Annotated in this window: 22 protein-coding genes; 11 read left to right on the forward strand and 11 right to left on the reverse strand. The window is 70.0% G+C overall.

Going from position 1 to position 23,541, the window contains the following annotated elements; translation table 11 throughout:
* Window positions 1-274 precede the first annotated feature (274 nt).
* On the forward strand, window positions 275-835 hold the full coding sequence (nrdG, locus tag B5F84_RS07735) for an anaerobic ribonucleoside-triphosphate reductase activating protein (RefSeq protein ID WP_087322464.1): 561 nt from the start codon (window positions 275-277) through the stop codon (window positions 833-835).
* Between the two features lie 233 nt (window positions 836-1,068).
* Entirely contained in the window at window positions 1,069-1,770 is a 702-nt protein-coding gene (locus B5F84_RS07740; protein WP_087322466.1) for a hypothetical protein, read from the forward strand.
* A 112-nt stretch (window positions 1,771-1,882) separates the two neighbouring features.
* On the opposite strand, the gene B5F84_RS07745 is transcribed toward B5F84_RS07740, so the two are convergent.
* Window positions 1,883-3,103 (reverse strand): aminotransferase class I/II-fold pyridoxal phosphate-dependent enzyme, encoded by a 1,221-nt coding sequence (locus tag B5F84_RS07745; protein ID WP_087322468.1) that lies wholly within the window; start codon window positions 3,101-3,103, stop codon window positions 1,883-1,885.
* A gap of 73 nt (window positions 3,104-3,176) precedes the next feature.
* Here B5F84_RS07745 and B5F84_RS07750 point away from each other — a divergent pair, with 73 nt between their 5' ends.
* Window positions 3,177-3,560, forward strand: a complete 384-nt coding sequence (locus B5F84_RS07750; protein ID WP_087322470.1) for a VOC family protein — start codon at window positions 3,177-3,179, stop codon at window positions 3,558-3,560.
* A 68-nt stretch (window positions 3,561-3,628) separates the two neighbouring features.
* Here B5F84_RS07750 and leuB read toward each other — a convergent pair whose 3' ends face one another.
* The 6 genes from leuB to B5F84_RS07775 form a co-directional block, all read right to left on the reverse strand.
* The gene (gene leuB, locus B5F84_RS07755) at window positions 3,629-4,759 is read right to left on the reverse strand and encodes a 3-isopropylmalate dehydrogenase (RefSeq protein WP_087322472.1); all 1,131 of its coding nucleotides are present in this window, start codon (window positions 4,757-4,759) and stop codon (window positions 3,629-3,631) included.
* 2 nt (window positions 4,760-4,761) lie between these two features.
* The gene (leuD, locus tag B5F84_RS07760; protein WP_087322474.1) at window positions 4,762-5,268 is read right to left on the reverse strand and encodes a 3-isopropylmalate dehydratase small subunit; all 507 of its coding nucleotides are present in this window, start codon (window positions 5,266-5,268) and stop codon (window positions 4,762-4,764) included.
* A 267-nt stretch (window positions 5,269-5,535) separates the two neighbouring features.
* Window positions 5,536-6,798: a 3-isopropylmalate dehydratase large subunit gene (gene leuC / locus B5F84_RS07765; protein WP_204205538.1), complete on the reverse strand. Its 1,263-nt coding sequence runs from the start codon at window positions 6,796-6,798 to the stop codon at window positions 5,536-5,538.
* Window positions 6,799-6,931: 133 nt separating this feature from the next.
* Window positions 6,932-8,467, reverse strand: a complete 1,536-nt coding sequence (locus tag B5F84_RS07770) for a 2-isopropylmalate synthase (protein ID WP_087322476.1) — start codon at window positions 8,465-8,467, stop codon at window positions 6,932-6,934.
* Window positions 8,468-8,583: 116 nt separating this feature from the next.
* A complete protein-coding gene (locus B5F84_RS09755) occupies window positions 8,584-8,706 on the reverse strand; it encodes a hypothetical protein (protein ID WP_255375240.1) in 123 nt (40 codons plus the stop codon).
* A gap of 207 nt (window positions 8,707-8,913) precedes the next feature.
* Window positions 8,914-9,309: a hypothetical protein gene (locus tag B5F84_RS07775; RefSeq protein ID WP_087322479.1), complete on the reverse strand. Its 396-nt coding sequence runs from the start codon at window positions 9,307-9,309 to the stop codon at window positions 8,914-8,916.
* 205 nt (window positions 9,310-9,514) lie between these two features.
* Between B5F84_RS07775 and B5F84_RS07780 the strand changes: the two genes are divergently transcribed.
* The 5 genes from B5F84_RS07780 (at window position 9,515) to B5F84_RS07800 (ending at window position 15,943) form a co-directional block, all read left to right on the forward strand.
* A complete protein-coding gene (locus B5F84_RS07780; RefSeq protein WP_087322480.1) occupies window positions 9,515-11,185 on the forward strand; it encodes a putative manganese-dependent inorganic diphosphatase in 1,671 nt (556 codons plus the stop codon).
* Entirely contained in the window at window positions 11,182-11,829 is a 648-nt protein-coding gene (gene yfbR, locus B5F84_RS07785; protein WP_255375241.1) for a 5'-deoxynucleotidase, read from the forward strand. Before B5F84_RS07780 ends, yfbR begins: the two co-directional genes overlap by 4 nt.
* A 55-nt stretch (window positions 11,830-11,884) precedes the next feature.
* Entirely contained in the window at window positions 11,885-12,742 is an 858-nt protein-coding gene (locus tag B5F84_RS07790; protein WP_087322482.1) for a methyltransferase domain-containing protein, read from the forward strand.
* A gap of 102 nt (window positions 12,743-12,844) precedes the next feature.
* Window positions 12,845-14,635, forward strand: coding sequence for a hypothetical protein (locus tag B5F84_RS07795; protein ID WP_087322485.1), 1,791 nt, complete (start codon window positions 12,845-12,847; stop codon window positions 14,633-14,635).
* Between the two features lie 111 nt (window positions 14,636-14,746).
* Complete coding sequence (locus tag B5F84_RS07800) at window positions 14,747-15,943, forward strand: NADP-dependent isocitrate dehydrogenase (RefSeq protein ID WP_087322487.1); 1,197 nt, start codon at window positions 14,747-14,749, stop codon at window positions 15,941-15,943.
* 17 nt (window positions 15,944-15,960) lie between these two features.
* On the opposite strand, the gene B5F84_RS07805 is transcribed toward B5F84_RS07800, so the two are convergent.
* Together B5F84_RS07805 and B5F84_RS07810 are read right to left on the reverse strand one after the other, a co-directional pair.
* Window positions 15,961-16,503, reverse strand: coding sequence for a GNAT family protein (locus B5F84_RS07805; RefSeq protein ID WP_087322508.1), 543 nt, complete (start codon window positions 16,501-16,503; stop codon window positions 15,961-15,963).
* A 29-nt stretch (window positions 16,504-16,532) separates the two neighbouring features.
* The gene (locus tag B5F84_RS07810; RefSeq protein ID WP_158094519.1) at window positions 16,533-17,240 is read right to left on the reverse strand and encodes a YdcF family protein; all 708 of its coding nucleotides are present in this window, start codon (window positions 17,238-17,240) and stop codon (window positions 16,533-16,535) included.
* A gap of 122 nt (window positions 17,241-17,362) precedes the next feature.
* Here B5F84_RS07810 and amrA point away from each other — a divergent pair, with 122 nt between their 5' ends.
* Both amrA and amrS read left to right on the forward strand, forming a co-directional pair.
* Window positions 17,363-18,793, forward strand: coding sequence for an AmmeMemoRadiSam system protein A (gene amrA / locus B5F84_RS07815; RefSeq protein WP_087322491.1), 1,431 nt, complete (start codon window positions 17,363-17,365; stop codon window positions 18,791-18,793).
* The gene (gene amrS, locus B5F84_RS07820; RefSeq protein ID WP_087322493.1) at window positions 18,790-19,671 is read left to right on the forward strand and encodes an AmmeMemoRadiSam system radical SAM enzyme; all 882 of its coding nucleotides are present in this window, start codon (window positions 18,790-18,792) and stop codon (window positions 19,669-19,671) included. Before amrA ends, amrS begins: the two co-directional genes overlap by 4 nt.
* Window positions 19,672-19,738: 67 nt before the next feature.
* Here the strand turns inward: amrS and B5F84_RS07825 are convergent, their stop codons facing one another.
* Together B5F84_RS07825 and B5F84_RS07830 are read right to left on the reverse strand one after the other, a co-directional pair.
* Window positions 19,739-20,335, reverse strand: coding sequence for a nitroreductase family protein (locus B5F84_RS07825; protein WP_087322495.1), 597 nt, complete (start codon window positions 20,333-20,335; stop codon window positions 19,739-19,741).
* A gap of 192 nt (window positions 20,336-20,527) precedes the next feature.
* Window positions 20,528-21,949: an amidophosphoribosyltransferase gene (locus tag B5F84_RS07830; RefSeq protein WP_087322497.1), complete on the reverse strand. Its 1,422-nt coding sequence runs from the start codon at window positions 21,947-21,949 to the stop codon at window positions 20,528-20,530.
* A 233-nt stretch (window positions 21,950-22,182) separates the two neighbouring features.
* On the opposite strand from B5F84_RS07830, the gene eno reads away from it, so the two are divergent.
* Complete coding sequence (eno, locus tag B5F84_RS07835) at window positions 22,183-23,472, forward strand: phosphopyruvate hydratase (protein WP_087322499.1); 1,290 nt, start codon at window positions 22,183-22,185, stop codon at window positions 23,470-23,472.
* The last annotated feature ends 69 nt before the right edge of the window (window positions 23,473-23,541 follow it).

Consider the following 23,541-nt stretch of genomic DNA (forward strand, 5'->3'; position numbering starts at 1 on the left):
ACTTGCCATTAAGTGAGTGCAGTTTGGCCCTTCTGGTAGTGGACATAGGGGCCCTTGGGCGCGGATTGGCACGAAGCATTTCATCATAAGCTGGCCTTTCCCCGCCAATCTTGGCACGAGGCCGCCCTACGGGCGGAAAAGCCCACTACCAAAACGTCGAAGCTGCACGTCATGGCGGCCATATCACTACCAGAACGCTAAGATTGCACCCGACGGTGCCCTGGGATCACCTCGGCACAGGGCAAACCCGAAACGACCCCCGAAAGAAGCGCCCATGAACTACGCGAACATCAAGTACTGCGACATCGCCAACGGCGTGGGGGTGCGCACGACGCTCTTTGTCTCGGGGTGTCGCCTGGGCTGCCCGGGGTGCTTCAACGAGGAGGCCTGGAGCTTCGAGGCGGGCGAGCCCTTCACGGACGACGTTGCCCAGAGAATCATGGACTCGCTCGACACGCCCTACGTGAGCGGGCTCACCATCCTGGGCGGGGAGCCGATGGAGCCGGAGAACCAGGCCGGGCTCGTGGGCTTTCTCGAGGCGGTGCGCGAGCGCTTTGGAGCCACCAAGAGCATCTGGCTCTTTTCAGGCCACACCTGGGAGCAGCTTGCGCCCGGCGGTCCCTGGAACCTGGGCGACGTGACGGACCGCATCCTGGACACGCTCGACGTCCTCGTGGACGGCCCCTTCGTCGAGGCCAGGCACGACATCACGCTGCGCTTTCGTGGCTCATCAAACCAGCGCATCATCGACGTGCCGGCCACGCTGAGGGCCCCGGGCGACGAGGTGGTCTGGTGGCAGGACGACCCCGTCTTCTCCTCTCACTCGATTGAGTAGGCGCCACGCGCCACGGCGCGACAAAAAGTGAGGCCCCCTCGGGTTAAACATCAACTACGCAACCTACCCTACCGTCCGCCGACCTGGGGCCACCTCCCGCGGATACGCTCGGGGCGCCCCGTCATCGGACGGGGCCCTGACCTCCCTGTGCAGAATCGCGTCAGCCAGCCGAAAGACAACGCTCGCGTCCTACCTGCTAGGCTCCTTCGCACCCCGTCGAGAAGGAGGAGCCCATGTCCGTCCTGTCTGGCATCGTCAGCACGGCCCTGCACGGAACCCAGCCGCCCTACGCGCACATGAGCGAGGAGGACGCCGAGCTGTTCTACACGACGCTCAACGCGCTGCTCGTCTACGCCAACGAGCAGCTGCACGTCGTCCGACCGCAGACGCTTCGCGTGCGCCCCGAGAACCCGCTCATGATCTATGCAAACGGCGGCCGCGTGTCCGAGGAGCTCTGGCGGAGGCGCGCACTCGTGGCGGACTTCGTGCGCGAGAACCCACGGGGCCTCTCCAGGGAGCAGCTTGCCGTGGCCCGCCCCTGGCGGTACGCCCTGCGCGACGCCTTCTGCGTTCTGGACGCCACCCCGGACCGGCTTGTGGCCATGAACCAGGACCGGCTCTTCGTGGTAGGCGCCATGCAGGACCCCGCGGACGAGCACGTGCACGGCACGCCCTCGCTCGACCTCCTCACGCTCCTCCCCTTCAAGGGCGGCATCGTCCCAAGCGGCATGACGCTCCACCTCTCCCCCAGGCCCGTCGCGGGCGCCCTGCCATCAATCGTCGAGCAGGCGCGCGAGCTTGCGGCGCGCCCCGTCATCGCCACGGCACATGACCTCGTGGCGTACGCGCGCATGATTCCCGACGAGGAGAACCGCGTGGGGCCCCTCTTCCAGCAACGGGTGGACGAGGGCTTTGCGAGCGGTGCGCTGGCCTAGCGCAAGCGGGATGACGAGGCGGGAGCTGCCGGGCACCCCGTACGCAACGGGGGGGCGTGACGGCCGGCAGAACCGCTCAGGCACACGGGCACCGGCCCAGCCCCTCGTCCCCCTACGCCGTCGCCAGCTTCCCGAAGGCGTGCTCGGCCAGCCGCTCGAAGGCCTCCTGCACGCGCGAGAGCGGCAGCGCGAGGTTCACGCGGATGTGGCAGGACCCGTTGAAGGCGCGCCCGTCCTGCCAGTAGACCCCCACGCGCCAACCGGCGCGCAGGAGGTCGTCGAGCGTGCGCCCGCTCTTCTCGCACCACTGCGAGCAGTCAAGGAAGAGCATGTAGGTGCCCTGCGGGCGGAAGACGCTCACACCCGGCAGGCGCCGCTCGATGAAGTCGCACGCCCAGTCCACGTTGCCGGCGATGACCTGGTTGAGCTCGTCCGCCCAGGCACGACCCTCGGGGCCGTAGGCGCCGATGAGCGCGTGCTGCGAGAGCACGTTCATGCTGTTGTAGTGGGGCTTGGCGCCCTTGGACTCCACGCGATCGCGCAGATAGTCGCTGTAGATGACGTGGTAGCTGCCTATGAGGCCAGCAAGGTTGAAGGTCTTGCTCGGCGCGTAGAGCGCGACCGTCCGCTCGCGCGCGTCTGCGGAGACCGACTGCGTGGGGACGTGCTCGTACCCCGGGCGCACGATGTCGGACCAGATCTCGTCGGAGATGACCACGCAGTCGTGGGCGCGGAAGAGCTCCATCGCGCGCTCGACCTCCCAGCGCTCCCACACGCGCCCGCAGGGGTTGTGCGGCGAGCAGAAGATGGCCACGTGGATGCGCTCCTCGGCGAGGCGCCGCTCCATGTCCTCGAAGTCCATGCGCCAGGTGCCGGATTCGTCGCGCACGAGCGGCGAATGAACGATCCTGAAGCCGTTGTCCTCGAGCGCGTGCGTGAAGCCCACGTAGGTGGGGCTGTGCACGAGCACCGGGTCCCCCGGCGCCGCAAAGGACGTGAGCGCCGAGACCACGCCGCCGAGCACCCCGTTCTCGTAGCCGATGTGGCGCGGCTCGAGGTCGCCCACACCCTTGCGATCGCGATGCCAGTCAATGATGGCCTGGTAGTAGGCCTCGCTCGGACGGAAGTAGCCAAAGGTGGGGTGCCTCAGGCGCTCCTCGATGGCGCGGGTGATCGGGGGCGCAACGGGAAAGCTCATGTCCGCCACCCACATGGGGATGGGGTCAAAGCCAGCATCGGGCGCAGGGTAGCCGGAGCCCGGCGCGCCGATGGCATCGAGCGCGAGGGCGTCGTGGCCCGCACGCTCCAGGATGGTGGTGAAGTCGTAGGTCATGGGAGTCCCTTCGTCGCAGCTATCCTCTGCTAGGATACCCCCATCCCCTTCCGGCCAGAACAGGAGGCTCGCCATGAGAATCGAGCACGCCGCCCTCTACGTGAACGACCTCGAGGCCGCGCGCGAGTTCTTCGTCCGCTTCTTCGGCGCCGCCGCGGACAAGGGCTACCACAACCCGCGCACGGGCTTCCGCTCCCACTTTCTCACCTTTGACGACGGGGCGCGCCTCGAGCTCATGACCCGTCCGGACATGACGGACGCCGAGAAGGACCTCGCGCGCACCGGCTGGGCGCACCTTGCGTTCTCCGTGGGCTCCGAGGCCGAGGTCGACCGCCTCACCGCCGAGCTCGCCGCCGCGGGATACGAGGTCGTGAGCGGGCCGCGCACCACGGGCGACGGCTACTACGAGTCCTGCGTCCTCGGCCCCGAGGGCAATCAGGTGGAGATCACGGCGTAGACGGACGGCGGGCGGCGCGGCGGCTCCTGGCACCGCGTCGCCCCTCCGGCCAAACGGCAGCCCGGACCTTAGCCCAGGGCCTCTACGATCTTGTCGCCCATCGCGACGGTGCCGAGCACGCGGTCAGCCGGCGTGGCCTCGTCGGCGATGTCCACGGTGCGCCAGCCCTCGTCGAGCACGCGCGTGACCGCGGCGGCAAGCTCGTCGGCGGCGGCGTCCATGCCAAAGCTGTAGCGCAGCATGAGCTCAACCGAGAGGATCTGCGCGATCGGGTTGGCGATCCCCTGCCCCGCGATGTCGGGCGCCGAACCGTGGCTCGGCTCGTAGAGCGCCGTGCCGTCGCCCAGGCTCGCGGAGGCGAGCATGCCGAGCGAGCCCGTGAGCATGGAGGCCTCGTCGGAGAGGATGTCGCCGAAGGTGTTCTCGGTCACGAGGACGTCGAACTGAGCCGGGTTGGCGATGAGCTGCATCGCGGCGTTGTCCACGTACATGTCCTCGAGCTCGACGTCGGGGTACTCGGCGGCGATGTTGTGCGCGACCTCGCGCCACATGCGGGAGGTGTCGAGCACGTTGGCCTTGTCCACGGAGTGCACCTTGCCGCGGCGGCGGCGCGCCGCGTCGAAGGCCCAGCGAACCACGCGGTCGACCTCGTACTCGGAGTACTCCAGGATGTCGCGCGCGTACTCGCCGCGCGCTCCGCCCACGCCGGCCCCCTCGACGCCCATCATGCGCTCGTGGCCGCCAAAGTAGAGGCCGCCCGTGAGCTCGCGCACGATGATGAGGTCAACGCCCGTGAGCACCTCGCGCTTGAGGGTGGAGGCGTCGATGAGCGCGTCGAACATGCGCACCGGGCGGAGGTTCAGGTAGAGCCCGAGCTCCTTGCGGATGGCAAGCAGGCCCTGCTCCGGCCGCACGGCCCCCACGCGGGTGTCGGTCCACTTGGGCCCGCCCACCGCGGCGAGAAGAACCGCGTCGGCCGCGCGCGCCGCCTCGAGCGTCTCGGGCGGGAGCGCCGAGACGGGGCCGCCGGCGGCCTCGGTGGCGTCGATCGCCGCGCCGCCGATGAGCTGGTCCTCGCAGACGAACTCGACGTCGTGCTTCTTGCCCAGCGCCGCGAGGACCTTCTTGCCCTCGGCGATGATCTCGGGCCCGATGCCGTCGCCCGGCAGGGTGCAGACGTGATAGGTCGCAGACGCCATGACTAGTTACCGCCCTTCTCGGCAAGCACGCGCTTGGTGCGCGCGACGAGCCCGCCGTCGTTGATGATCTCCTGGATGAACGGCGGGAACGGCTGCGCCTGGAAGGTGGCGCCCGTGGTCTCGTCCGTGATGGTGCCGGTGTCCGCGTCAACGGAGACGGTGTCGCCGTTGGAGATGGCGTCGACGGCCTCGGGGCACTCGAGGATGGGCAGGCCCATGTTGATCGAGTTGCGATAGAAGATGCGCGCGAAGCTCTTGGCGATGACGCAGGACACGCCGGCCGCCTTGATGGCCACGGGCGCGTGCTCGCGACTGGAGCCGCAGCCGAAGTTCTCGTCCGCGACCACGATGTCGCCCGGCTGCACGCGGCTCACGAACGTGGGGTCGAGGTCCTCGAGGCAGTGCTTGGCGAGCTCCGCCGGGTCAGAGGTGTTGAGGTAGCGCGCCGGAATGATGACGTCGGTGTCGATGTCTCGTCCGTACCTAAAGACAGTTCCCTTGAACTGCATGGGTCTTCCTCCTCGTTACGTGCCCGGGTCGTGGGACATGCCCCGTGCTCAAACAGTTGCTGCGCAAAACTGCGCGCGGGGCATGTCCCACGACCCCGCGAAGCGTGCATAAAACCCGGCGGTAAGAGGAGCTGCCTTGCGGACCGCGCCATCGCGGGACCTCCACCGCCTGGATAGAAGTGCTGCCGTCCGGGGTTCTTCTCGTCCAGCGACTTCTGAGCGAAGCGAAGTGAGCTGGCGAGAAGAACCCCGGACGGCCCAGAGACGCTACAGGTCCGAGGGCAGGGCGATGTGCCCCGCGACGGCCGAGGCGGCCGCGACGGCGGGACTCGCCAGGTAGACCTCGGAGGTGGGGTCGCCCATGCGGCCGACGAAGTTGCGGTTGGTGGTGGAGACGCACTTCTCGCCGGCGGCCAGGATGCCCATGTAGCCGCCCAGGCAGGGGCCGCAGGTGGGCGTGGAGACCACGCAGTGGGCGTTCACGAAGATGTCCATGAGGCCCTCGTGCACGCACTCGAGCCAGACGCCCTGCGTGGCGGGGATGACGATGCAGCGGACGCCGTCGGCGACGGTGCGGCCGCAGAGCACCTCGGCCGCGGCGCGCATGTCCTCGATGCGGCCGTTGGTGCACGAGCCAATGACCACCTGGTCGATCTTGATGTGGCGGCTCTCGGTCACGGGATGGGTGTTGGAGGGCAGGTGCGGCCAGGACACCGTCGGGACCACGTCGGCGGCGTCGATGTGGATGACCTGCTTGTAGGCGGCGTTGGCGTCGGGGTGGTACTCGACGAAGGGGCGCTGGGTGCGACGGGTCACGTACTCGCGGCACTTCTCGTCCACCTCGAAGAGGCCCGCCTTGCCGCCCGCCTCGATGGCCATGTTGGCGATGGTGAGGCGCCCCTCCACGGAGAGCGCCTCGATCGTGGAGCCGGCAAACTCCATCGCGCAGTAGAGCGCGCCGTCCACGCCGATCTTGCCGATGACGTAGAGGATGATGTCCTTGGCCGAGGCACCCTCGGGCAGCTCGCCCTCGACCTCGATGCGAATGGTCTCGGGCACCTTGAACCAGGCGCGGCCGGTGGCCATGCCCACGCCGGCGTCGGTGGAGCCCACGCCGGTGGAGAAGGCGCCGATGCCGCCGTAGGTGCAGGTGTGGGAGTCCGCGCCGATCACGAGGTCGCCGGGCACCACGATGCCGCGCTCCGGGAGAAGCGCGTGCTCGATGCCCATGCAGCCCTGCTCGTAGTAGTGGGTGATCTGGTGCTCGTGGGCGAAGTCGCGCGTGACCTTGGTCTGCTCGGCGCTCTTGATGTCCTTGTTGGGCGCGTAGTGGTCCGGCACGAGGCAGATCTTGTCGCGGTCAAAGACGCCGGCGCCGATCTCGCGCACGGTCTTGATGGCAATGGGGGCCGTGATGTCGTTGGCGAGCACGAGGTCGAGGTCGCACTCGACGAGCTGGCCGGGGACGACCTCCTCGAGCCCGGCGTGGGCGGCGAGGATCTTCTCGGCCATGGTCATGGGACGTGCCATGTCTCTCCTTCCGTGGTGCCGGCGCCGTCCTTCTCCCCGGCTCACTTCGCTTCGCTCGGAAATCGCCGGGCGAGAAGGACGGCGCCGGCGGCAGCTCGATGATGGCTACGGCAGCGAGAACAACTACTAGCTGCTACTTGCCCTCCTTGGCGCGGGTGGTCTGGATCATGCGGTTGATGGCGTTCACGTAGGCCTTGGCGCTGGACACGATGATGTCGTTGTCGGCGCCGCGACCGGTGTAGACCTTGCCGTCCTCGGCCGTGATGCGCACCGTGACCTCGCCGATGGCGTCGATGCCGCGGGTGATGGCCTTGACGGAGAACTCCGCGAGGTCGCCGTGGACCGCCACGACCTTGTCGATGGCCTGGTAGGCGGCGTCAACGGGGCCGGTGCCGGTGGCCGCGACCACGTGCTTCACGCCCAGCTCGTCGGTGATCGTGGCGGTGGCCGTGGGGATCAGCGGGTCGCCGCAGGAGACCTGCAGCGCCTCGAGCGTGTAGACGGCCGCGACGTCACGCTGGCGCTCCTGGACCATGGACTCGAGGTCCTCGTCGTAGACCTCCTTCTTCTGGTCCGCAATCTCCAGGAAGCGCTGGTAGACCTCGTCGAACTCGGCGTCGTCGAAGGTGTAGCCGAGCTCGGCCAGGCGGTGGCGCAGCGCCGCGTGGCCGGAGCGCGCCGAGAGGATGATCTCGGAGCCGGCGGCGCCCACGTCGGCGGGGTCGATGATCTCGTAGGTGTTGCGGGCCTTGAGGACGCCGTCCTGGTGGATGCCGGAGGAGTGCGCGAAGGCGTTGGCGCCCACGATGGCCTTGTTGGCCTGGACGCTCATGCCCGTGATGCGGCTGACGAGGTGGCTCGCGCGCGTGAGCTCGGTGGTCACGATGTCGGTGTGGGCGTCGAGCTCCTGCCCGTGCATCTTGATCGCCATGACGACCTCCTCGAGGGCGGTGTTGCCGGCGCGCTCGCCCAGGCCGTTGATCGTGCACTCGATCTGGCGGGCACCGCATCTGACGCCCTGGAGGGCGAGCGCCGTGGCCATGCCGAGGTCGTTGTGGGTGTGCACGGAGATGATGACGTTCTCGATGCCGATGACGTTATCGCTGAGGCCCTTGATGCGCCGTCCAAAGTCCTCGGGCAGCTGGTAGCCCGTGGTGTCGGGGATGTTCACGACGGTGGCGCCGGCCTTGACCACGGCCTGAATCACGCGCTCGAGGAAGGCCTGGTCGGCACGGCCCGCGTCCTCGGCGTAGAACTCGACGTCCTCGACGTACCTCTTGGCGTACTCCACGCAGTGGATGGCGCGCTCGACGCACTCGTCCTCGGTGATGCGCAGCTTGTCGCGCAGGTGAGAGGGCGACACGCCGATGCCGGTGTGGATGCGCGGGCGCTTGGCGCAGGCCAGCGCCTCGGCCGCGCGGTCGATGTCCTTCTCCACGGCGCGCGTGAGGCCGCAGACCACGCAGTCGTCACCGGCCAGCCGGCCAATCTCCTGCACGGAGCGGAAGTCGCCCGGCGAGGAGATGGGAAAGCCCGCCTCGATGACGTCCACGCCCATGCGGATGAGCTGCTGGGCAATGACGAGCTTCTCCTCGGTGTTCATGGAGGCTCCGGGGCTCTGCTCGCCGTCGCGCAGCGTGGTGTCAAAGATGTGAATCTTCCTGGTCATGGCCGTTGCCTTTCTCGTGTCGCGTGAGGGGTCGACAGCGCGAGCGCCGCTGAAAAAAAGTGCCCCGCCCCAAGGGGCGGCGGCACAGATGCGCGCGCAAGGGTGTGGTAAGAGCCCTAGCGCGCGCCGGCTAGCGAGAGTAGGTCCTGGGCGGCCAGCAGCAGGTCTCGGCCGCCGAGAAGGACGGGCGCGCCCATGCGCCCGGAAACTCGAACGTCAGCAGCCTCGTGCCGTGTCATGCTGGACCCCCTTGGGATGGCGCGCCCCCCATGGGCGCTCTATCCCGCACTATGCCACAGCGCGACGCGACGTCTCCAGAAGGATTCGGACCGGAAACAATCGGGTCCGCGGGCGGGGCGTGCGGCGGGACGGACGGCGGGGCAAGAAGGACCGGCGCGCGACGGGACAGCGCCAGGCGACGGCCGCAACGCGCCGCGCCGCCGCTGTTACGCCGAAACGGGCCGCCTCGTCACTTCTGACACGACCGCGGCGGCGCAGCAGATGAGGAGGGCCGCGGCGAGCCAGGCGAGGTCGTGCTCGAGGGCCCCGGTCGAAGCCGCGGTGCCGTCCGGCTGGACCAGGACTCCCGTGGGCGCGACGAGGTTGGCCGCCACGTGAGCGCAGACAAAGACGAGCGCCGCCTGCGCGAGCGAGCCATGGGGCGTGGGCGCGGAGGCGAGCAGGCACCGGCGCGCCACGTAGATGAGGGCCGCGGCAAGCGCCATCCCCACCCAGAACCCGACCGGGGAGCCCCCCAGCCGAAGCGCGGCATAGCCGACCGCACAGCACGCCGTCGACAGCAGCGCGTCAAGCGCAACGGAAGCGGGGCGACTTAGCCTCATGCGACCACCTCCCGGAACGCGGCGCCGGCGGCGCCAGGGCCTATAGTCCCTTATTCCCGCCAGGCGACGGCCACAACGCGCCGCCCCTCCGCTTTTGCCATGAGGTGTGCGCGATTGCGTCTTTTCCGGAAACGGGGACCACAACGGGCCCGAGCGTGGCACAATCGTCACAAGCACAACCAACCCGCGCACGCAAGGAGCATCCATGCCTGAGGGAATCCGCAAGGTCAACGTCATCGGCCACCTGCATCCGGACACGGACAGCATCTGCTCGGCCATCAGCTACGCATACCTCAAGAACGCCATCGAGCACACCACCATCTACGAGGCGCGCCGCGCGGGCACCGTCAACCGCGAGACGGCCTTTGTCCTCAAGCGCTTTGGCTTCGAGGAGCCCAAGCTCATCACCTCCGTCGCCCCGCAGGTCAAGGACACCGAGATTCAGCGCCAGGGCGGCATCGACGGGGAGATGAGCCTCTTCTCCGCCTGGAACCTCATGCGCGAGACCAAGGTCGACACCCTCTGCATCACCGACGAGAACCGCACCCTCGAGGGCCTCATCGCGGTCAAGGACATCGCCAACGCCAACATGGACGTCTTCGACAACGCGGTGATCGGCAACTCGAGCACCTGCTACGCCAGCATCGTCGACACGCTCAACGGCGAGATGATCCTTGGCGACCCCACGGCGCGCGTCGAGGGCGGCAACGTCTGCGTGGGCACCACGCCCGAGATGATGGAGGACACGGTCAAGCCGGGCGACATCGTCTTGGTGACCAACCGCTACGAGACGCAGCAGTTCGCCGTTGAGTGCGAGGCGAGCTGCCTTGTGATCTGCTGCAGCGCCCAGGTGTCGAGCCGCGTCGTCGCCGCCGCCGAGCGTCGCGGGTGCGCGATCATCGCCACGCCCTATGACACCTACGCCGCCGCGCGCCTCATCTCCATGTCCATCCCGGTGCGCGCCAAGATGCTCTCCGAGGGCATCCTCAAGGTGAGCGTGAACACCTCCATCGACGACGCCCGCAAGATGATGGCCAAGAGCCGCCACCGCTTCTTCCCCGTCATCGACGAGGAGGGCAAGTACGTGGGCCTGCTCAGCACCCCGAACCTGCTGTCCGCCAAGAAGAAGCACGTCATCCTCGTGGACCACAACGAGCGCTCCCAGTCCGTCGAGGGCCTCGAGCAGGCCGAGATCATGGAGATCATCGACCACCACCGCATCGGCTCCATCGAGACCGCCGGCCCCGCCTACTTCCGCAACATGCCCGTGGGCTGCACCTGCACGATCGTCTCCATGATGTACCGCGAGAACGGCGTGGAGATCCCCCGCGACATCGCCGGCCTCATGCTCTCCGCCATCCTCTCGGACACGCTCGCGTTCCGCTCCCCCACCTGCACCCAGGTCGACCGTGACACCGCCGAGGCCCTCGCCAAGATCGCGGGCGTCGACATTGCCACCTACGCCGACGAGATGTTCGAGGCGGGCGCCGACCTCACCGGTCGCACCGCCGAGGAGGTCTTCCACGGCGACTTCAAGGTCTTCTCGCGCGGCAACGTCAAGTTTGGCGTGGGCCAGGGCACCTACATGACCGAGAACAGCCGCAAGGCCGCCGAGGCGCTCGTGGGCCCCTACCTCAAGGAGGCAGCCGCCCAGGAGGAGCTCCCGCTGATCTTCTACCTGTTCACGGACGTCAAGAGCTCCTCGAGCGAGGTCCTCTGGTACGGCGAGGGCGCCGCCGACGTGATCGCGCGCGCCTTTGACGTGGAGCCTGAGGACGGCATCGCCATGCTCCCGGGCGTCGTGAGCCGCAAGAAGCAGGTCATCCCCGCCCTCATGGCCACGCTCCAGAGCACCCAGGAGGAGCAGGACTCGTGACGCCCTCCCCCGCAGCGCAGCCGGGCCCGCGCGACCCCCAGGGGCCGCGCGGGTCCCACTTCCTGGCCCTGCTCTCCCGCATGAAGTACATCGAGCGCTGGGCGCTCATGCGCAGCTCCCGCCCCGAGAACCTCTCCGAGCACGCGCTCGAGGTCGCGCTCATCGCCCACATGCTCTGCGTGATCGGCAACGTGCGCCACGGCCGGCACCTCGACGCCGACCGCGCCGCGCTCGTGGCCCTCTACCACGACGCCTCGGAGATCGTCACCGGGGACATGCCCACGCCCGTGAAGTACCACGACGGCACGATCCGCGACGCCTACCGGGCCGTCGAGCACGAGGCGGAGCGACGGCTGCTCGAGACCCTGCCCGATGACCTGCGCCCCACCCTTGAGGACGTCTTCTGGGGCGAGAAGAACCCCGGGGACGAGCCGCTCATGCGCCGCCTCGTGAAGGCGGCCGACAAGGTCTCCGCCCTCATCAAGTGCGTCGACGAGGCCCGCTCCGGCAACACCGAGTTCGCGAGCGCCGAGCGCACCTGCCGCGCCGCCGTCGACGAGATGGCGCGCGAGCTGCCCGAGGTCGCCGACTTCGTGGCCGAGTTCCTTCCCTCCTACGGCGCGACCCTCGACGAGCTGCTGTAGGCCGGCGCCCCCTCGCCTTGTGACCCACGACCAAGCCCTCTGAAACGGAGACGCCATGCCGCACGGCCTGCACGCCCGCCTTCCCAAGAACTTCGTGCTCGAGGAGCGCATCGAGCGCTACGCCGACGCCATCGAGCTCGTGCCCGCAGGTCTGCGCGGCCGCTGGGCCAGCGCGTGCTTCCCGGGCATCGGGGCCGAGGGCGCCGGGGAGGGCGGGGAGGCCTTTCGGGAGGTGCGGCTCGACCTTGGCTGCGGCAAGGGCGCCTTTGCCGTCGAGGCCGCCCGCAGGAACCCTGACGTGCTCTTCGTTGCCATGGACTCCGAGCCCATCTGCGTCGCCTACGCCGCGCAGCGCGTCTGCGAGAGCGGCGTCTCCAACGTGGTGGTGGTCCCCGGGAGCGGCTTCGACGTGACGCGGTACTTCTCGCCCGGCGAGCTCTCCCTCATCTACCTCAACTTCCCCACCCCCTTCCCGCGCAAGCGCGACGCGCACCGCCGCATGGCCTCGGTGGAGCGCCTCATGGACTTCCGGCACGTCCTCTCCCCGACGGGCGAGGTGCGCCTGCGCACGGACAGCCAGCCGCTCTTTGACTTCATGCTCACGCAGGTGCCGCTTGCGGGCTACGAGCTCGCCTGGTCGAGCCGCGACGCCCGCGCGGACTTCCCCGGGGAGCCCACGAGCGAGTACGAGGAGCGCCTGGGTGCGCAGGGGGCGCGGGTCTGCGCGCTGGCGGCGACGCCGGGCCCGGAGCCCGCGCACGTCGAGCAGACGGCCGAGCTCTCCCTTGCGGCCTATCTCCCCCGCAGCCTCGACGAGCTCGAGGGGCTGGCCTACGCGCCCCACGGGATGCAGGCGACGGTGACGAACCTCCGCAACCGCGCCGCGAAGGAGGCGGCGCGGGGCGGCCGCTGAGGCTCGACCGCTCGGGGAATCAAGGTCGCCCGGGCACGGTCCGGGTAGTAAGGTAGAGGTTCGCGTTTTTTGCCCCCGCCTTCCCAGAGGAGAGACCTCCCCATGCCCAAGCTGACCCCCGGCAACCGCCTGTACCTCTACCAGCTGCTCTCGCGCGAGCTCGGCGCGGGTCGGCAGACGCTCCTGCCCCGAGCCGAGGAGGCGCTGCGCGCGGACGGACTCGCGCCCGAGGACGTGGGCTGCGCCGACATGCGCGCGCTCTGCGAGGCGCTCCCCGAGTTCATCAAGCTCACCGTCTTCAAGAAGGGCTACGTCTACGCGACGGTCCTTCCCAACGAAGAGTACGACCGCGCGCTCGCGGCAGGCGAGAAGGACGCCGGCGACCGGGCCGCAGCCCAGGGAAAACCCTGGAAGCGCAGGAAGGGCGCCAAGGCGCTCCGCCCCGTGCGGCCGCGGCACGTCGAGCGCCCGGCGGAGCCGGCCGCCAAGGCCCCGGCGGACGAGCCGGCGGGCGAGGGGGACCGCGCGGCGACGGACGCGACGGCCGAGCCGAGCGGCCCTGCGGCCGAGGGCACGGCGGAGCACGCGGGCGGTCCCGTCGATGCGAGCGTCGACGGGACCGCCCCGGCGCCCGAGCCCGAGGAGGCGCCCGCACCGGCGGCCGAGGCCCCGGATAAGACGGGGGCAGACCTTGCGCCCGGCGCCGCGGCCGAGCCCCCCGCGCCCACCCCGGCGCCGGCGGTCGCGCCCATCACCCTCACCATCACCTACGTCCCCGAGCCCGAGGAGGCGCCGCTCGGACCCGAGGACCCCGCGCCCGCAGGCGAGGCCGCGGCCGCTGAGGCGCCCTCCCCGGAGCCGGAGCCCGACGTCGTGCCCCGCGTGCAGGCGGACCTGCCCCGGGACTTCCATGCCGACGTCCGATGCTCGAGCGAGCAGCTCAGCCTGCTCTACCAGGTCCTCCCCGTCGACGTTGACCCGCTCTCCACCCTCGAGGAGGACTTCCGCGCGGCGCGGGCGACAGGGGCGCTGGAGGGCACGCGCAGCAACGTGTCCTTCTCGCTGAGGTATCTTCAGGCAGACGGCGTCACGCCCGTCCGCGTGACGCTGAGGCGCTCGGCGCGCGCCGTGGCCGGCAAGCGCTGGGCGCTCGTCGAGGTCGACGCCGGCGAGCCCGCCGAGGTGGGCCTTGAGGGGCTCGCCGCCTCCCCCACCGGGCCGTGGTCGGGCTTTGCCGCGGCCGCGGCGGAGGGCGGCGAGCGTAGGGAGGACCCGCTCCGCACGCTCACGCAGACGGTGGTGCTCGGTCCCTGGGACGAGGTGCTCGAGCGGCTCTCCTCGCTCGCGGCCCCCGAGGACTGGGGCCAGGGACGCTGGGTCCTGCGCGCCTACCTCACGATGACCCTCGCCCGCGACGCCGCGGCGGGGACGCTTGCGCGAGGGGGCGGCGCGTCGCGGCTGCGCCTGGACACGGGCCTGCTCACGGCAGGCGGCGAGCCCGTCGCCGCCGAGCTCGCCGCGATTCCCGGCGACATCCCCTGGCAGCTCGAGGGCTTTGTCGCGGACCCGGGCGCCGAGCGCGCGGGCACGCCCGTCCCGCCCGCGCTCCAGGCCCTCGACCCGAGCCTGCCCGCCCCCGACTTCTCCGGGGCCGCGCTCGTCGCGCGCAGCCCGCGCGCCGCGACGAGCGCCTACGACCCCTTCGCCGACGAGGCGCGCCTGCTCGTCCCCGACGAGGGGCAGGCGCTCGCCCTGGCCCTCACGCCCGAGGGCTATGTCGCCGTGGCCACGCTCACCCTCGCGGACGCCTATGCGTGCGCGCGCGTGCTGAGCGCAGACCAGCCCGCCTGGCTCTGCGCCGGGCGGGACGAGGACGCGGCCCCGCACGCCTGACGGTCCCCTTGGCCCCGTCTGTGTCCAGCACGTCTCAACTTGCCGGTGTGCGCCCGCGCGGGCCTCGGGCCGTGGTACGCTCCATGCGACCGCTACGACCTGGAGGCGAACATGGCCAAGATCGAGATGAAGACCCCGCTCGTCGAGATGGACGGCGACGAGATGACCCGCATCATCTGGCAGATCATCAAGGATGAGCTCATCTGCCCGTACGTCGACCTCAAGACCGAGTACTACGACCTTGGCCTTGAGAACCGCGACAGGACCGACGACCAGGTGACCGTGGACTCCGCCGAGGCGACCCGCCGCCTGGGCGTGGCCGTCAAGTGCGCCACCATCACCCCCAACGCCGCGCGCGTGGAGGAGTACGGCCTCAAGCAGATGTGGAAGAGCCCCAACGGCACCATCCGCGCGCTGCTCGACGGCACGGTCTTCCGCGCCCCCATCGTGGTCAAGGGCATCGACCCCGTGGTGAGCTGCTGGAAGAAGCCCATCACCATCGCCCGTCACGCCTACGGCGACGTCTACAAGAACGCCGAGATGCGCATCGACGCACCCGGCAAGGTGGAGCTCGTCTACACCGCCGAGGACGGCACCGAGCGCCGCGAGCTCGTCCACGTCTTCGACGGCCCGGGCGTGGTCCAGGGCCAGCACAACCTCGACGCCTCCATCGAGAGCTTCGCGCGCAGCTGCTTTGAGTACGCCCTCTCCACGGGCCAGGACCTGTGGTTCGCCACCAAGGACACGATCTCCAAGACCTACGACCACCGCTTCAAGGACGTCTTCGCGGACATCTACGAGGCCGAGTATCGCGAGCGCTTCGAGGCGGCCGGCATCGAGTACTTCTACACGCTGATTGACGACGCCGTGGCGCGCGTGGTCAAGTCCGAGGGCGGCTTCATCTGGGCCTGCAAGAACTACGACGGCGACGTCATGAGCGACATGCTCTCCTCGGCCTTTGGCAGCCTCGCGATGATGACCTCGGTGCTCGTGAGCCCGCACGGCTACTTTGAGTACGAGGCCGCCCACGGCACCGTCCAGCGCCACTACTACAAGCACCTCAAGGGCGAGCCCACGTCCACCAACTCCGTGGCCACGATCTTTGCCTGGACGGGGGCGCTGCGCAAGCGCGGCGAGCTGGACGAGCTTCCCGAGCTCGTGGACTTTGCCAACCGCCTGGAAGCCGCCACGGTCAAGACAATCGAGTCCGGCCGCATGACCGGCGACCTCGCGCGCATCACCTCGCTGCCGAACCCCGAGACGCTCGGCACGCGCGAGTTCATCCTCGCGGTTCGCGAGGCGCTCTAGCGGCGGCGCGAGGCGCGCTACCCCCGGACGATGGCCATGAGGACGTCGTCGCAGTAGCCCTCGTCGGCACCCAGGTAGATGGCATCGCGAAGCACGCCCTCCACGACGAACCCCGCCCGCTCGTAGACGTGGCGCGCCCGCGGGTTGATGGAGAACACGTCGAGCGAGAGCCGATGGAGCCCCAGCTCGTCGAGGGCGAGGTCGCGCGTCAGGCACGTGGCCCAGGTCCCCAGGCCACGGCCGCGCGCGGCGGGGCCGAAGAGGCAGATCCGGAAGTTGGCGCTTCTCGCCTCCCAGTCGATCTCGTTGATGACGCTCTCCCCCACCACGCGCCCGTCGGGCGCGATGACGAGCAGGTCGTAGCGGGTGGGGTCGTCCACGCAGCGCAGGAAGAAGTCGCGGACGGCCTCCCGCGGGTAGCTCGGCGCGCTCCCGGTGAGGCGCACGGCCTCTGGGTCAAGGGCCTCGAACCCGTCAAGGTAGGCTCCCACGTCCTCGCGCCGCGCGAGGCGCAGCACGTAGCCGTCCGTACGCTCCCAGCGCACGTCACGCTTGCCCATGGCCTCCCCCCAGCTTCCGGCGCGCATCCCTACAGGTTCCCCACGAGCGCGTCCTTCACGATGGCCGCGCACTCGCGCAGCGCGCTCTGGGGCAGGTAGAGCGGGTTGGAGGGCGCGGCCAGGCCGTGGGCCGCGCTCAGACCGTTCTTCTCGGCAATGCGCAGGGCACGGTAGAGGTGGAAGTCGTTGGTGACCACGCCCACCGAGGCGCCCTCCGGCAGGAGCGCGGCGGAGTTGCGGACGTTCTCGGCCGTGGTGGTGGAGCGGTCCTCGCGCATGACGCGAGCCTCCTCGAGGCCGTGCTCCATGAGGTAGTCGTACATGGCGTCGGCCTCGGGGCGAACCTCGCCAAAGCCCTGCCCGCCCGAGACGACGCAGGTCGTCTCGGGGTTGTCCCCCAGGTAGTCGAGGGCCGCGTCGAGCCTGAACGCGAGGGCCTCGCTCGGGGTGCCGTCCGGTCGGAGGCCGGCGCCCAGCACGACCAGGTAGTCGAGGCCCGCAGGCGGGGCTGCCGCGGCCGTCGTGGCGATGACCCCGCAGAGCCCGCCCGCCACCACGGCGAGCGCGGCGAGCGCGGCGACGATCGCACGGCGGGCCCAGCGCACGCGCGCGGCCACGAGGAGGGCCGCGGCGAGGGCAAGCCACACGAGAAAGAACCCGCCGGCCGGGTAGAGCAGCGCCATGGCCACGCCGTAGGCCGCGGAGGCAACACCCAGGACCGTCAGTGCCACAACCATGTCGCTTCTCCCCCACTCGCCCATTCGTGCCCGCCGACCGGGCCTCCCTGGGCACAATGGTACCAGGCGCAACGCGCGACACACAAATCCGACGCGATCGCCGCCGCTGGGGGGAGGCCCGCATGCCCATCGTCATAGCCGCCGCCGTACCGCACCCGCCGCTCGTCGTCCCCGGCGTGGGGCACGGCCGCGAGCGAGAGATCCCGTCCACCGTGGACGCATACCGCGAGGTCGCGCGGCGGATCGCCGAGCTCGGGCCGGACACGGTCGTCATCTCGAGCCCGCACACGGCGATGTACCTCGACTACCTCCACATCGCGCCCGGGCCGGGCGCGAGAGGGACGTTCGCGCAGTTCGGTGACGCCGCGGACGGCTCCGGCGTCACCTACGACGAGGAGCTCGTCGCCGAGCTCTGCCGCCTCGCGCGGGAGGAGGGGCTGCCCGCCGGCACCGCGGGCGAGCGGGAGCGCGAGCTCGACTGGGGCGTCCTCGTGCCGCTCCACTTCATACAGGACGCCTATGCGGAGCTGCGCGCCGACCACCGCGAGCCCACCCCCTACCGCGTGGTGCGCATGGGCATCTCCGGCCTCTCCCCGCTCCAGCACTACCGCCTGGGCCAGCTGGTCGCGCGCGCGGCCGAGCGCCTGGGGCGCCGCGTGGCCTACGTGGCCTCGGGAGACCTCTCGCACAAGCTGGCAAAGGACGGACCGTACGGGTTCGCCCCGGAGGGGCCCGTCTTTGACGAGCTCGCCTGCAGGGCGCTCGGCTCCGGTGCCTTCCTCGAGCTGCTCACCGCAGACCCCAGCCTCTGCGAGCGCGCCGCGGAGTGCGGCCTGCGCTCCTTCCAGATCATGACGGGCGCGCTCGACCGCACGCCCGTCACGGCCGAGCTCCTCTCCTACGAGGGCCCCTTCGGCGTGGGCTACGGCGTCGCGTGCTTCTTGCCCTCCGGTGCGGCCGGCAGCGACCCCTCCCGCGCCTTCGGCGAGGCATACGAGACCTGGCACGCCGCGGACATGGAGCGGCGCCGCGCCGGGGAGGACGCGTACGTGGCGCTTGCGCGCGCCTCGCTCGAGCATCGCGTGGGCACGGGACGGCGCCTGCCCGTCCCGGACGGCCTTCCCCCGGAGCTGCTCTCGCGCCAGGCCGGGGCCTTTGTGTCGCTGAAGAAGAACGGCCAGCTGAGAGGCTGCATCGGCACCATCGCGCCCACGCGCGCGAGCCTCGCGGAGGAGATCGTGGCCAATGCGGTCTCGGCCGGCCTCCACGACCCCCGCTTCCCGCCCGTCACGGCCGACGAGCTCCCCGAGCTCGTCTACGACGTCGACGTCCTCGGCGCGCCGGAGCCCGTGCGCGACCCCGAGGAGCTGGACCCGCGCCGCTACGGCGTGATCGTGAGCGCGCCGGACGGCAGGCGCGGCCTGCTCCTCCCCGACCTCGACGGCGTGGACACCGTCGAGGAGCAGCTGCGCATCGCCGCGCGCAAGGGCGGCATCGCGCTCACGGAGGAGGGCGTCGCCCTCGAGCGCTTTGTCGTGGAGCGTCACCGGTGAGCGCGGGCGAGGGGTGCCGCGTCGCCCGCGCCGGCACCGCCATCTGCGACGTCTGTCCCCGTCACTGCCACCTTGGCCCGGGGGCGCTCGGTGCCTGCCGCGCGCGGCGCAGCCTCGGCGGCGCAGTCGTGCCGGAGGGCTACGGCCGCGTGACCTCCATCGCGCTCGACCCCGTGGAGAAGAAGCCGCTCGCCCGCTTCATGCCCGGCGCGTACGTGGTCTCCGTCGGGGGCTACGGCTGCAACCTGCGCTGCCCCTTCTGCCAGAACTGGGAGATCTCCCAGGCGGGCGAGAAGGACGTGCGCTGGCGCGAGGTCATGCCGGACGAGCTGGTCTCGCTGGCCGCCGAGGCGCGGAGGCGCGACCCGCGCGTCTTGGGCATCGCCTACACCTACAACGAGCCGCTCGTCTGCTGGGAGTACGTCCGCGACTGCGCGCGGCTGGCGCACGAGGCCGGCCTCGTCAACGTGCTCGTGTCAAACGGGTGTGTTGAGCCGGGCGTCCTCGACGGGCTCGCGGGGCTCGTCGACGCGGCGAACATCGACCTCAAGGGCTTCTCGGACGCCTTCTACGACGCCTGCGGGGCCGCACCGGGCTCCTTCTCGCGCGTGCGCGCCACGATCGAGCGGCTCGCGGCGGACCCCACCTGTCACCTGGAGGTCACCACGCTCGTCATCCCCGGCATGAACGACTCCGAGGGCGAGGGCGAGGCCATCGCCCGATGGCTCGCCGGGCTGGGGGACGTCCCCTATCACGTGACGCGCTTCTTCCCGTGCTGGCGCATGGCCGACCGGCCGCCCACGCCCGTCTCGACCGTGCGGCATCTGGCCGACGTCGCCCGCCGCCACCTTGCCCACGTCTTTGTGGGCAACTGCTAGCGCGCCATGGGCTCAAGGGCTATCTGGCGCGCCGCCCCGACAAGGCGGGCGACGCCTGTGGCGGTCGCTAGCGAACCACGCGAACGCGCTCGGACGCGGGGAGCTTCTCGATCGGCGCCGCCGGCGCGGAGATCCCGCCGAAGACCATCTGCGAGGCGAGCGCCCACTCCACAGGAACGCCCCAGCGGGCCTTGACCGCATCGTCGATGAGCGGGTTGTAGTGCTGGAGGCTCGCGCCCACGCCCCTCTCGGCAAGCGCGTTCCACACGTTGACCTCGACCATGCCCAGCGCGTGCTCGGCAAAGCCGTCAAAGGCCGCGGCATAGGTGGGGAACCGCGCCTTGAGGTCCTCGACGGCGGGGCGGTTCTCGAAGAAGAGCACCGTGCCCGCGCCGGCGGCAAAGCCGGCGAGCTTCTCGGCCGTCGGGGCGAAGGACCCTGCCGGCACGACGGCCTCGAGGGCGGGGCGCACGACCTCGTTCCACAGCGCGCGGTGCTGCCCGCCCAGAAGGACCACGGCGCGGCCGCTCTGCACGTTGAAGGGAGAGGGCGAGGCCACGACCGCCTCCTCGACGGTGCGGACGAGCTCCTCATCGGGGATGGGAAGCTGGTCAGAGAGCGCGTAGACGCTGCGACGACGGTTGATGACGTCCAGGTAGCTCATGGGGACTCCTTTGCGACGGCGTTTGTTAGCCGTGTTCTACCCAATATGCTATCTGTCTAGTCACATATTGCCGCCGGGCGCCCGGGAGCGGCGCGGCCGGCAGGCGCCAACGGGAGTCGGCCCCGGCGGGCAGCCGTGACGGCAGCCGGCCGGGGCCGATGGCGGGGGCGCTCGCGAGAGCCTGCCCCGTCGCTACTCCTTGCCGTTCCAGCAGTAGGTGCAGACCTTCTTGCGGTCGATGCCAATGGCCTCGAGCATGCCGTCCAGGCTCTGGTACTCCAGGGAGTCGAAGCCCATCTCCTCGCAGATGGAGCGCAGCAGGCAGCGCCCGCGCTCGGTGCGGCCGTCGGCGTACTCCTCGAGGTGCTTCTCGCCCTCGTCCCCCTCGAGCTCGCGGACCTTGCGCCGGGCGATGAGCTCGTACTCGGAGCGGCTGCGGGAGAACGAGAGGTACTTGCAGCCGTACATGATCGGCGGGCAGGCCGAGCGCATGTGGACCTCGGAGACGCCGGTGTCGCGCAGGAAGTCGATCGTCTCGCGCATCTGCGTGCCGCGGACGATGGAGTCGTCCACGAGGAGCAGCCGCTTGTCGCGGATGAGCTCGGGCACCGGGATCTGCTTCATCTTGGCCACGCGGTTGCGGACCTCCTGGTTGGCGGGCATGAAGGAGCGCGGCCAGGTGGGCGTGTACTTGACGAAGGGACGCGCGAGCGGCACGCCGGACTCGTTGGCGTAGCCGATGCCGTGCGGCAGGCCCGAGTCGGGCATGCCGGCCACGTAGTCGACCTCGGGCAGAAGCCCCGCCGCGCGCTCGTCGCGGGCCATGATGGCGCCGTTGCGGTAGCGCATGACCTCGACGTTCACGCCCTCGTAGTTGGAGTTGGGGTAGCCGTAGTAGACCCACAAGAACGCGCAGATGCGCATCTCGTCACGCGGCTCGGAGAGCGTCTCGTAGCCGTCGGGCGTGATCTTGACGATCTCCGCGGAGCCCAGCTCGTACTCGTCGGCGTAGCCGAGCTTGCCGTAGGCGAAGGACTCAAAGGACACGCAGTAGCCGTCGTCGTCCTTGCCCACCAGCACCGGCAGGCGGCCCATCTTGTCGCGCGCGGCGATGAGCTCGCCGGACTCCGTCATGATGAGCAGCGTGAGCGAGCCCTCGATCTGGTCCTGCGCGTAGCGGATGCCGTCCACGAGGGAGCCCTGCGTGTTGATGAGCGCCGCAACGAGCTCGTTCACGTTCACCGCGCCCGAGCTCGTGGCCATGAACTGGTGGCCGTTGCCCTCGAAGCGCGCCACGAGCTCGTCGGCGTTGACGATGGCGCCCACCGTGGAGATGGCGTAGAGCCCCAGGTGCGAGCGCACGAGCAGCGGCTGCGGGTCGGAGTCGGAGATGCAGCCCATGGCGCACGTGCCGGAGAGCTCGGGGAGGTCGTGCTCGAACTTGGTGCGGAAGGGGGTGTTCTCAATCGAGTGGATCTGGCGGTTGAAGCCGCCGTTCTCGCGAAGCGAAACCATGCCCGCGCGCCGCGTGCCCAGGTGCGAGTGATAGTCCACGCCAAAGAACACGTCAAGTGCGACGTCACGGTGCGAGACCGCGCCAAAGAACGCTCCCATGCTACCTCCATGTCCGGGGCGTGCGGGTTGAATCGCGCAACGCCCGCCATCTGCCACAGTGCAGTATATCGTGTGGCCGCGACGCAGCGTGACCGTGTCGGGGAACTTGTCACGCCCACGTGACAAACCGGCGCGGGAGGCGGGGTTCTTCTCGCCTGGCGCATAGTTCAAGTTAGATTGGGTATACTCTGAGGAAGGAAGAGTTAGCCAACCTAAACAGAAAGGCACTCACCATGAGCAAGATCGCAAAGGTGTACGGTCGCGAGGTCCTGGACTCCCGCGGCAACCCCACCGTCGAGGTGGAGGTCACGCTCGAGGACGGCTCCTTCGGCCGCGCCATCGTCCCGTCTGGGGCGTCCACCGGCGAGTTCGAGGCCGTCGAGCTGCGCGACGGCGAGAAGGACCGCTATCTGGGCAAGGGCGTCACGCAGGCCGTGGCGCACGTGAACGACGAGCTCGCCGCCGTGCTCGTGGGCCGCGAGGCCACCGACCAGCGCGGCGCCGACGAGGCCATGATCGCCGCCGACGGCACCCCCAACAAGGGTCGCCTGGGCGCCAACGCCATCCTCGGGTGCTCGCTTGCCATCGCGCGCGCCGCCGCGGCCTCCGCGGGCCTGCCGCTCTACGCCTACCTCGGCGGCCCCAACGCGCACACCCTCCCCGTCCCGATGATGAACATCCTGAACGGCGGCGTCCACGCGGACAACAACGTCGACTTCCAGGAGTTCATGATCATGCCCGTGGGCGCGCCCGACTTTGCCACCGGCCTTCGCTGGTGCGCGCAGGTCTACCACACGCTCAAGGACACCCTCAAGAAGGCCGGGCTCTCCACCGGCGTGGGCGACGAGGGTGGCTTTGCGCCCGACCTCAAGACCAACGCCGAGCCCTTCGTCTACCTGATGGAGGCCGTGCGGGCCGCCGGCTTTGAGCCGGGACGCGACTTCATGTTCGCGATGGACCCCGCCACCTCCGAGTGCTACGACCGCGAGACCGGCCGCTACGAGCTCAAGGGCGAGGGCCGCAGCCTCACGTCCGACGAGCTGGTGGACTACTGGGCGGAGCTTGTTGAGAAGTACCCCATCATCTCCATCGAGGACGGCCTGGCCGAGGAGGACTGGGACGGCTGGGTCAAGCTCACCGAGCGCCTGGGCAAGAAGGTCCAGCTCGTGGGCGACGACCTCTTCGTCACCAACACCGCGCGCCTGCGTCGCGGCATCGAGCTGGGCGCCGGCAACGCCATCCTCATCAAGGTGAACCAGATCGGCACGCTCACCGAGACCCTCGACGCCATCGAGACCGCCAAGCGCGCGGGCTACACCGCCGTGGTCTCCCACCGCTCCGGCGAGACCGAGGACACCACGATCGCCGACCTCGCGGTGGCCGTGAACGCGGGGCAGATCAAGACCGGCGCGCCCGCGCGCACCGACCGCGTCGCCAAGTACAACCAGCTGCTGCGCATCGAGGACGCCCTCGGCGACGCGGCGACGTACCCGGGCCGCGCGGCGTTCTACAACCTCGCGTAGGCAGGCTCGCGGCGCACGCCGCGCGGTGCCGGGACCTGCCGCGCGGCGGGCCGCTCCCCCGCCCCCCTC

This window comes from Olsenella sp. An290 (assembly GCF_002159535.1).
Taxonomy (GTDB): Bacteria; Actinomycetota; Coriobacteriia; order Coriobacteriales; family Atopobiaceae; genus Thermophilibacter.

Excerpts from the sequence above, each read along its gene's own strand:
- nrdG (WP_087322464.1), top strand. The coding sequence starts at position 275 with ATGAACTACGCGAACATCAAGTACTGCGACATCGCCAACGGCGTGGGG.
- B5F84_RS07740 (WP_087322466.1), top strand. The coding sequence starts at position 1,069 with ATGTCCGTCCTGTCTGGCATCGTCAGCACGGCCCTGCACGGAACCCAG.
- B5F84_RS07745 (WP_087322468.1), bottom strand. The coding sequence starts at position 3,103 with ATGACCTACGACTTCACCACCATCCTGGAGCGTGCGGGCCACGACGCC.
- B5F84_RS07750 (WP_087322470.1), top strand. The coding sequence starts at position 3,177 with ATGAGAATCGAGCACGCCGCCCTCTACGTGAACGACCTCGAGGCCGCG.
- leuB (WP_087322472.1), bottom strand. The coding sequence starts at position 4,759 with ATGGCGTCTGCGACCTATCACGTCTGCACCCTGCCGGGCGACGGCATC.
- leuD (WP_087322474.1), bottom strand. The coding sequence starts at position 5,268 with ATGCAGTTCAAGGGAACTGTCTTTAGGTACGGACGAGACATCGACACC.
- leuC (WP_204205538.1), bottom strand. The coding sequence starts at position 6,798 with ATGGCACGTCCCATGACCATGGCCGAGAAGATCCTCGCCGCCCACGCC.
- B5F84_RS07770 (WP_087322476.1), bottom strand. The coding sequence starts at position 8,467 with ATGACCAGGAAGATTCACATCTTTGACACCACGCTGCGCGACGGCGAG.
- B5F84_RS09755 (WP_255375240.1), bottom strand. The coding sequence starts at position 8,706 with ATGACACGGCACGAGGCTGCTGACGTTCGAGTTTCCGGGCGCATGGGC.
- B5F84_RS07775 (WP_087322479.1), bottom strand. The coding sequence starts at position 9,309 with ATGAGGCTAAGTCGCCCCGCTTCCGTTGCGCTTGACGCGCTGCTGTCG.
- B5F84_RS07780 (WP_087322480.1), top strand. The coding sequence starts at position 9,515 with ATGCCTGAGGGAATCCGCAAGGTCAACGTCATCGGCCACCTGCATCCG.
- B5F84_RS07790 (WP_087322482.1), top strand. The coding sequence starts at position 11,885 with ATGCCGCACGGCCTGCACGCCCGCCTTCCCAAGAACTTCGTGCTCGAG.
- B5F84_RS07795 (WP_087322485.1), top strand. The coding sequence starts at position 12,845 with ATGCCCAAGCTGACCCCCGGCAACCGCCTGTACCTCTACCAGCTGCTC.
- B5F84_RS07800 (WP_087322487.1), top strand. The coding sequence starts at position 14,747 with ATGGCCAAGATCGAGATGAAGACCCCGCTCGTCGAGATGGACGGCGAC.
- B5F84_RS07805 (WP_087322508.1), bottom strand. The coding sequence starts at position 16,503 with ATGGGCAAGCGTGACGTGCGCTGGGAGCGTACGGACGGCTACGTGCTG.
- B5F84_RS07810 (WP_158094519.1), bottom strand. The coding sequence starts at position 17,240 with ATGGTTGTGGCACTGACGGTCCTGGGTGTTGCCTCCGCGGCCTACGGC.
- amrA (WP_087322491.1), top strand. The coding sequence starts at position 17,363 with ATGCCCATCGTCATAGCCGCCGCCGTACCGCACCCGCCGCTCGTCGTC.
- B5F84_RS07825 (WP_087322495.1), bottom strand. The coding sequence starts at position 20,335 with ATGAGCTACCTGGACGTCATCAACCGTCGTCGCAGCGTCTACGCGCTC.
- B5F84_RS07830 (WP_087322497.1), bottom strand. The coding sequence starts at position 21,949 with ATGGGAGCGTTCTTTGGCGCGGTCTCGCACCGTGACGTCGCACTTGAC.
- eno (WP_087322499.1), top strand. The coding sequence starts at position 22,183 with ATGAGCAAGATCGCAAAGGTGTACGGTCGCGAGGTCCTGGACTCCCGC.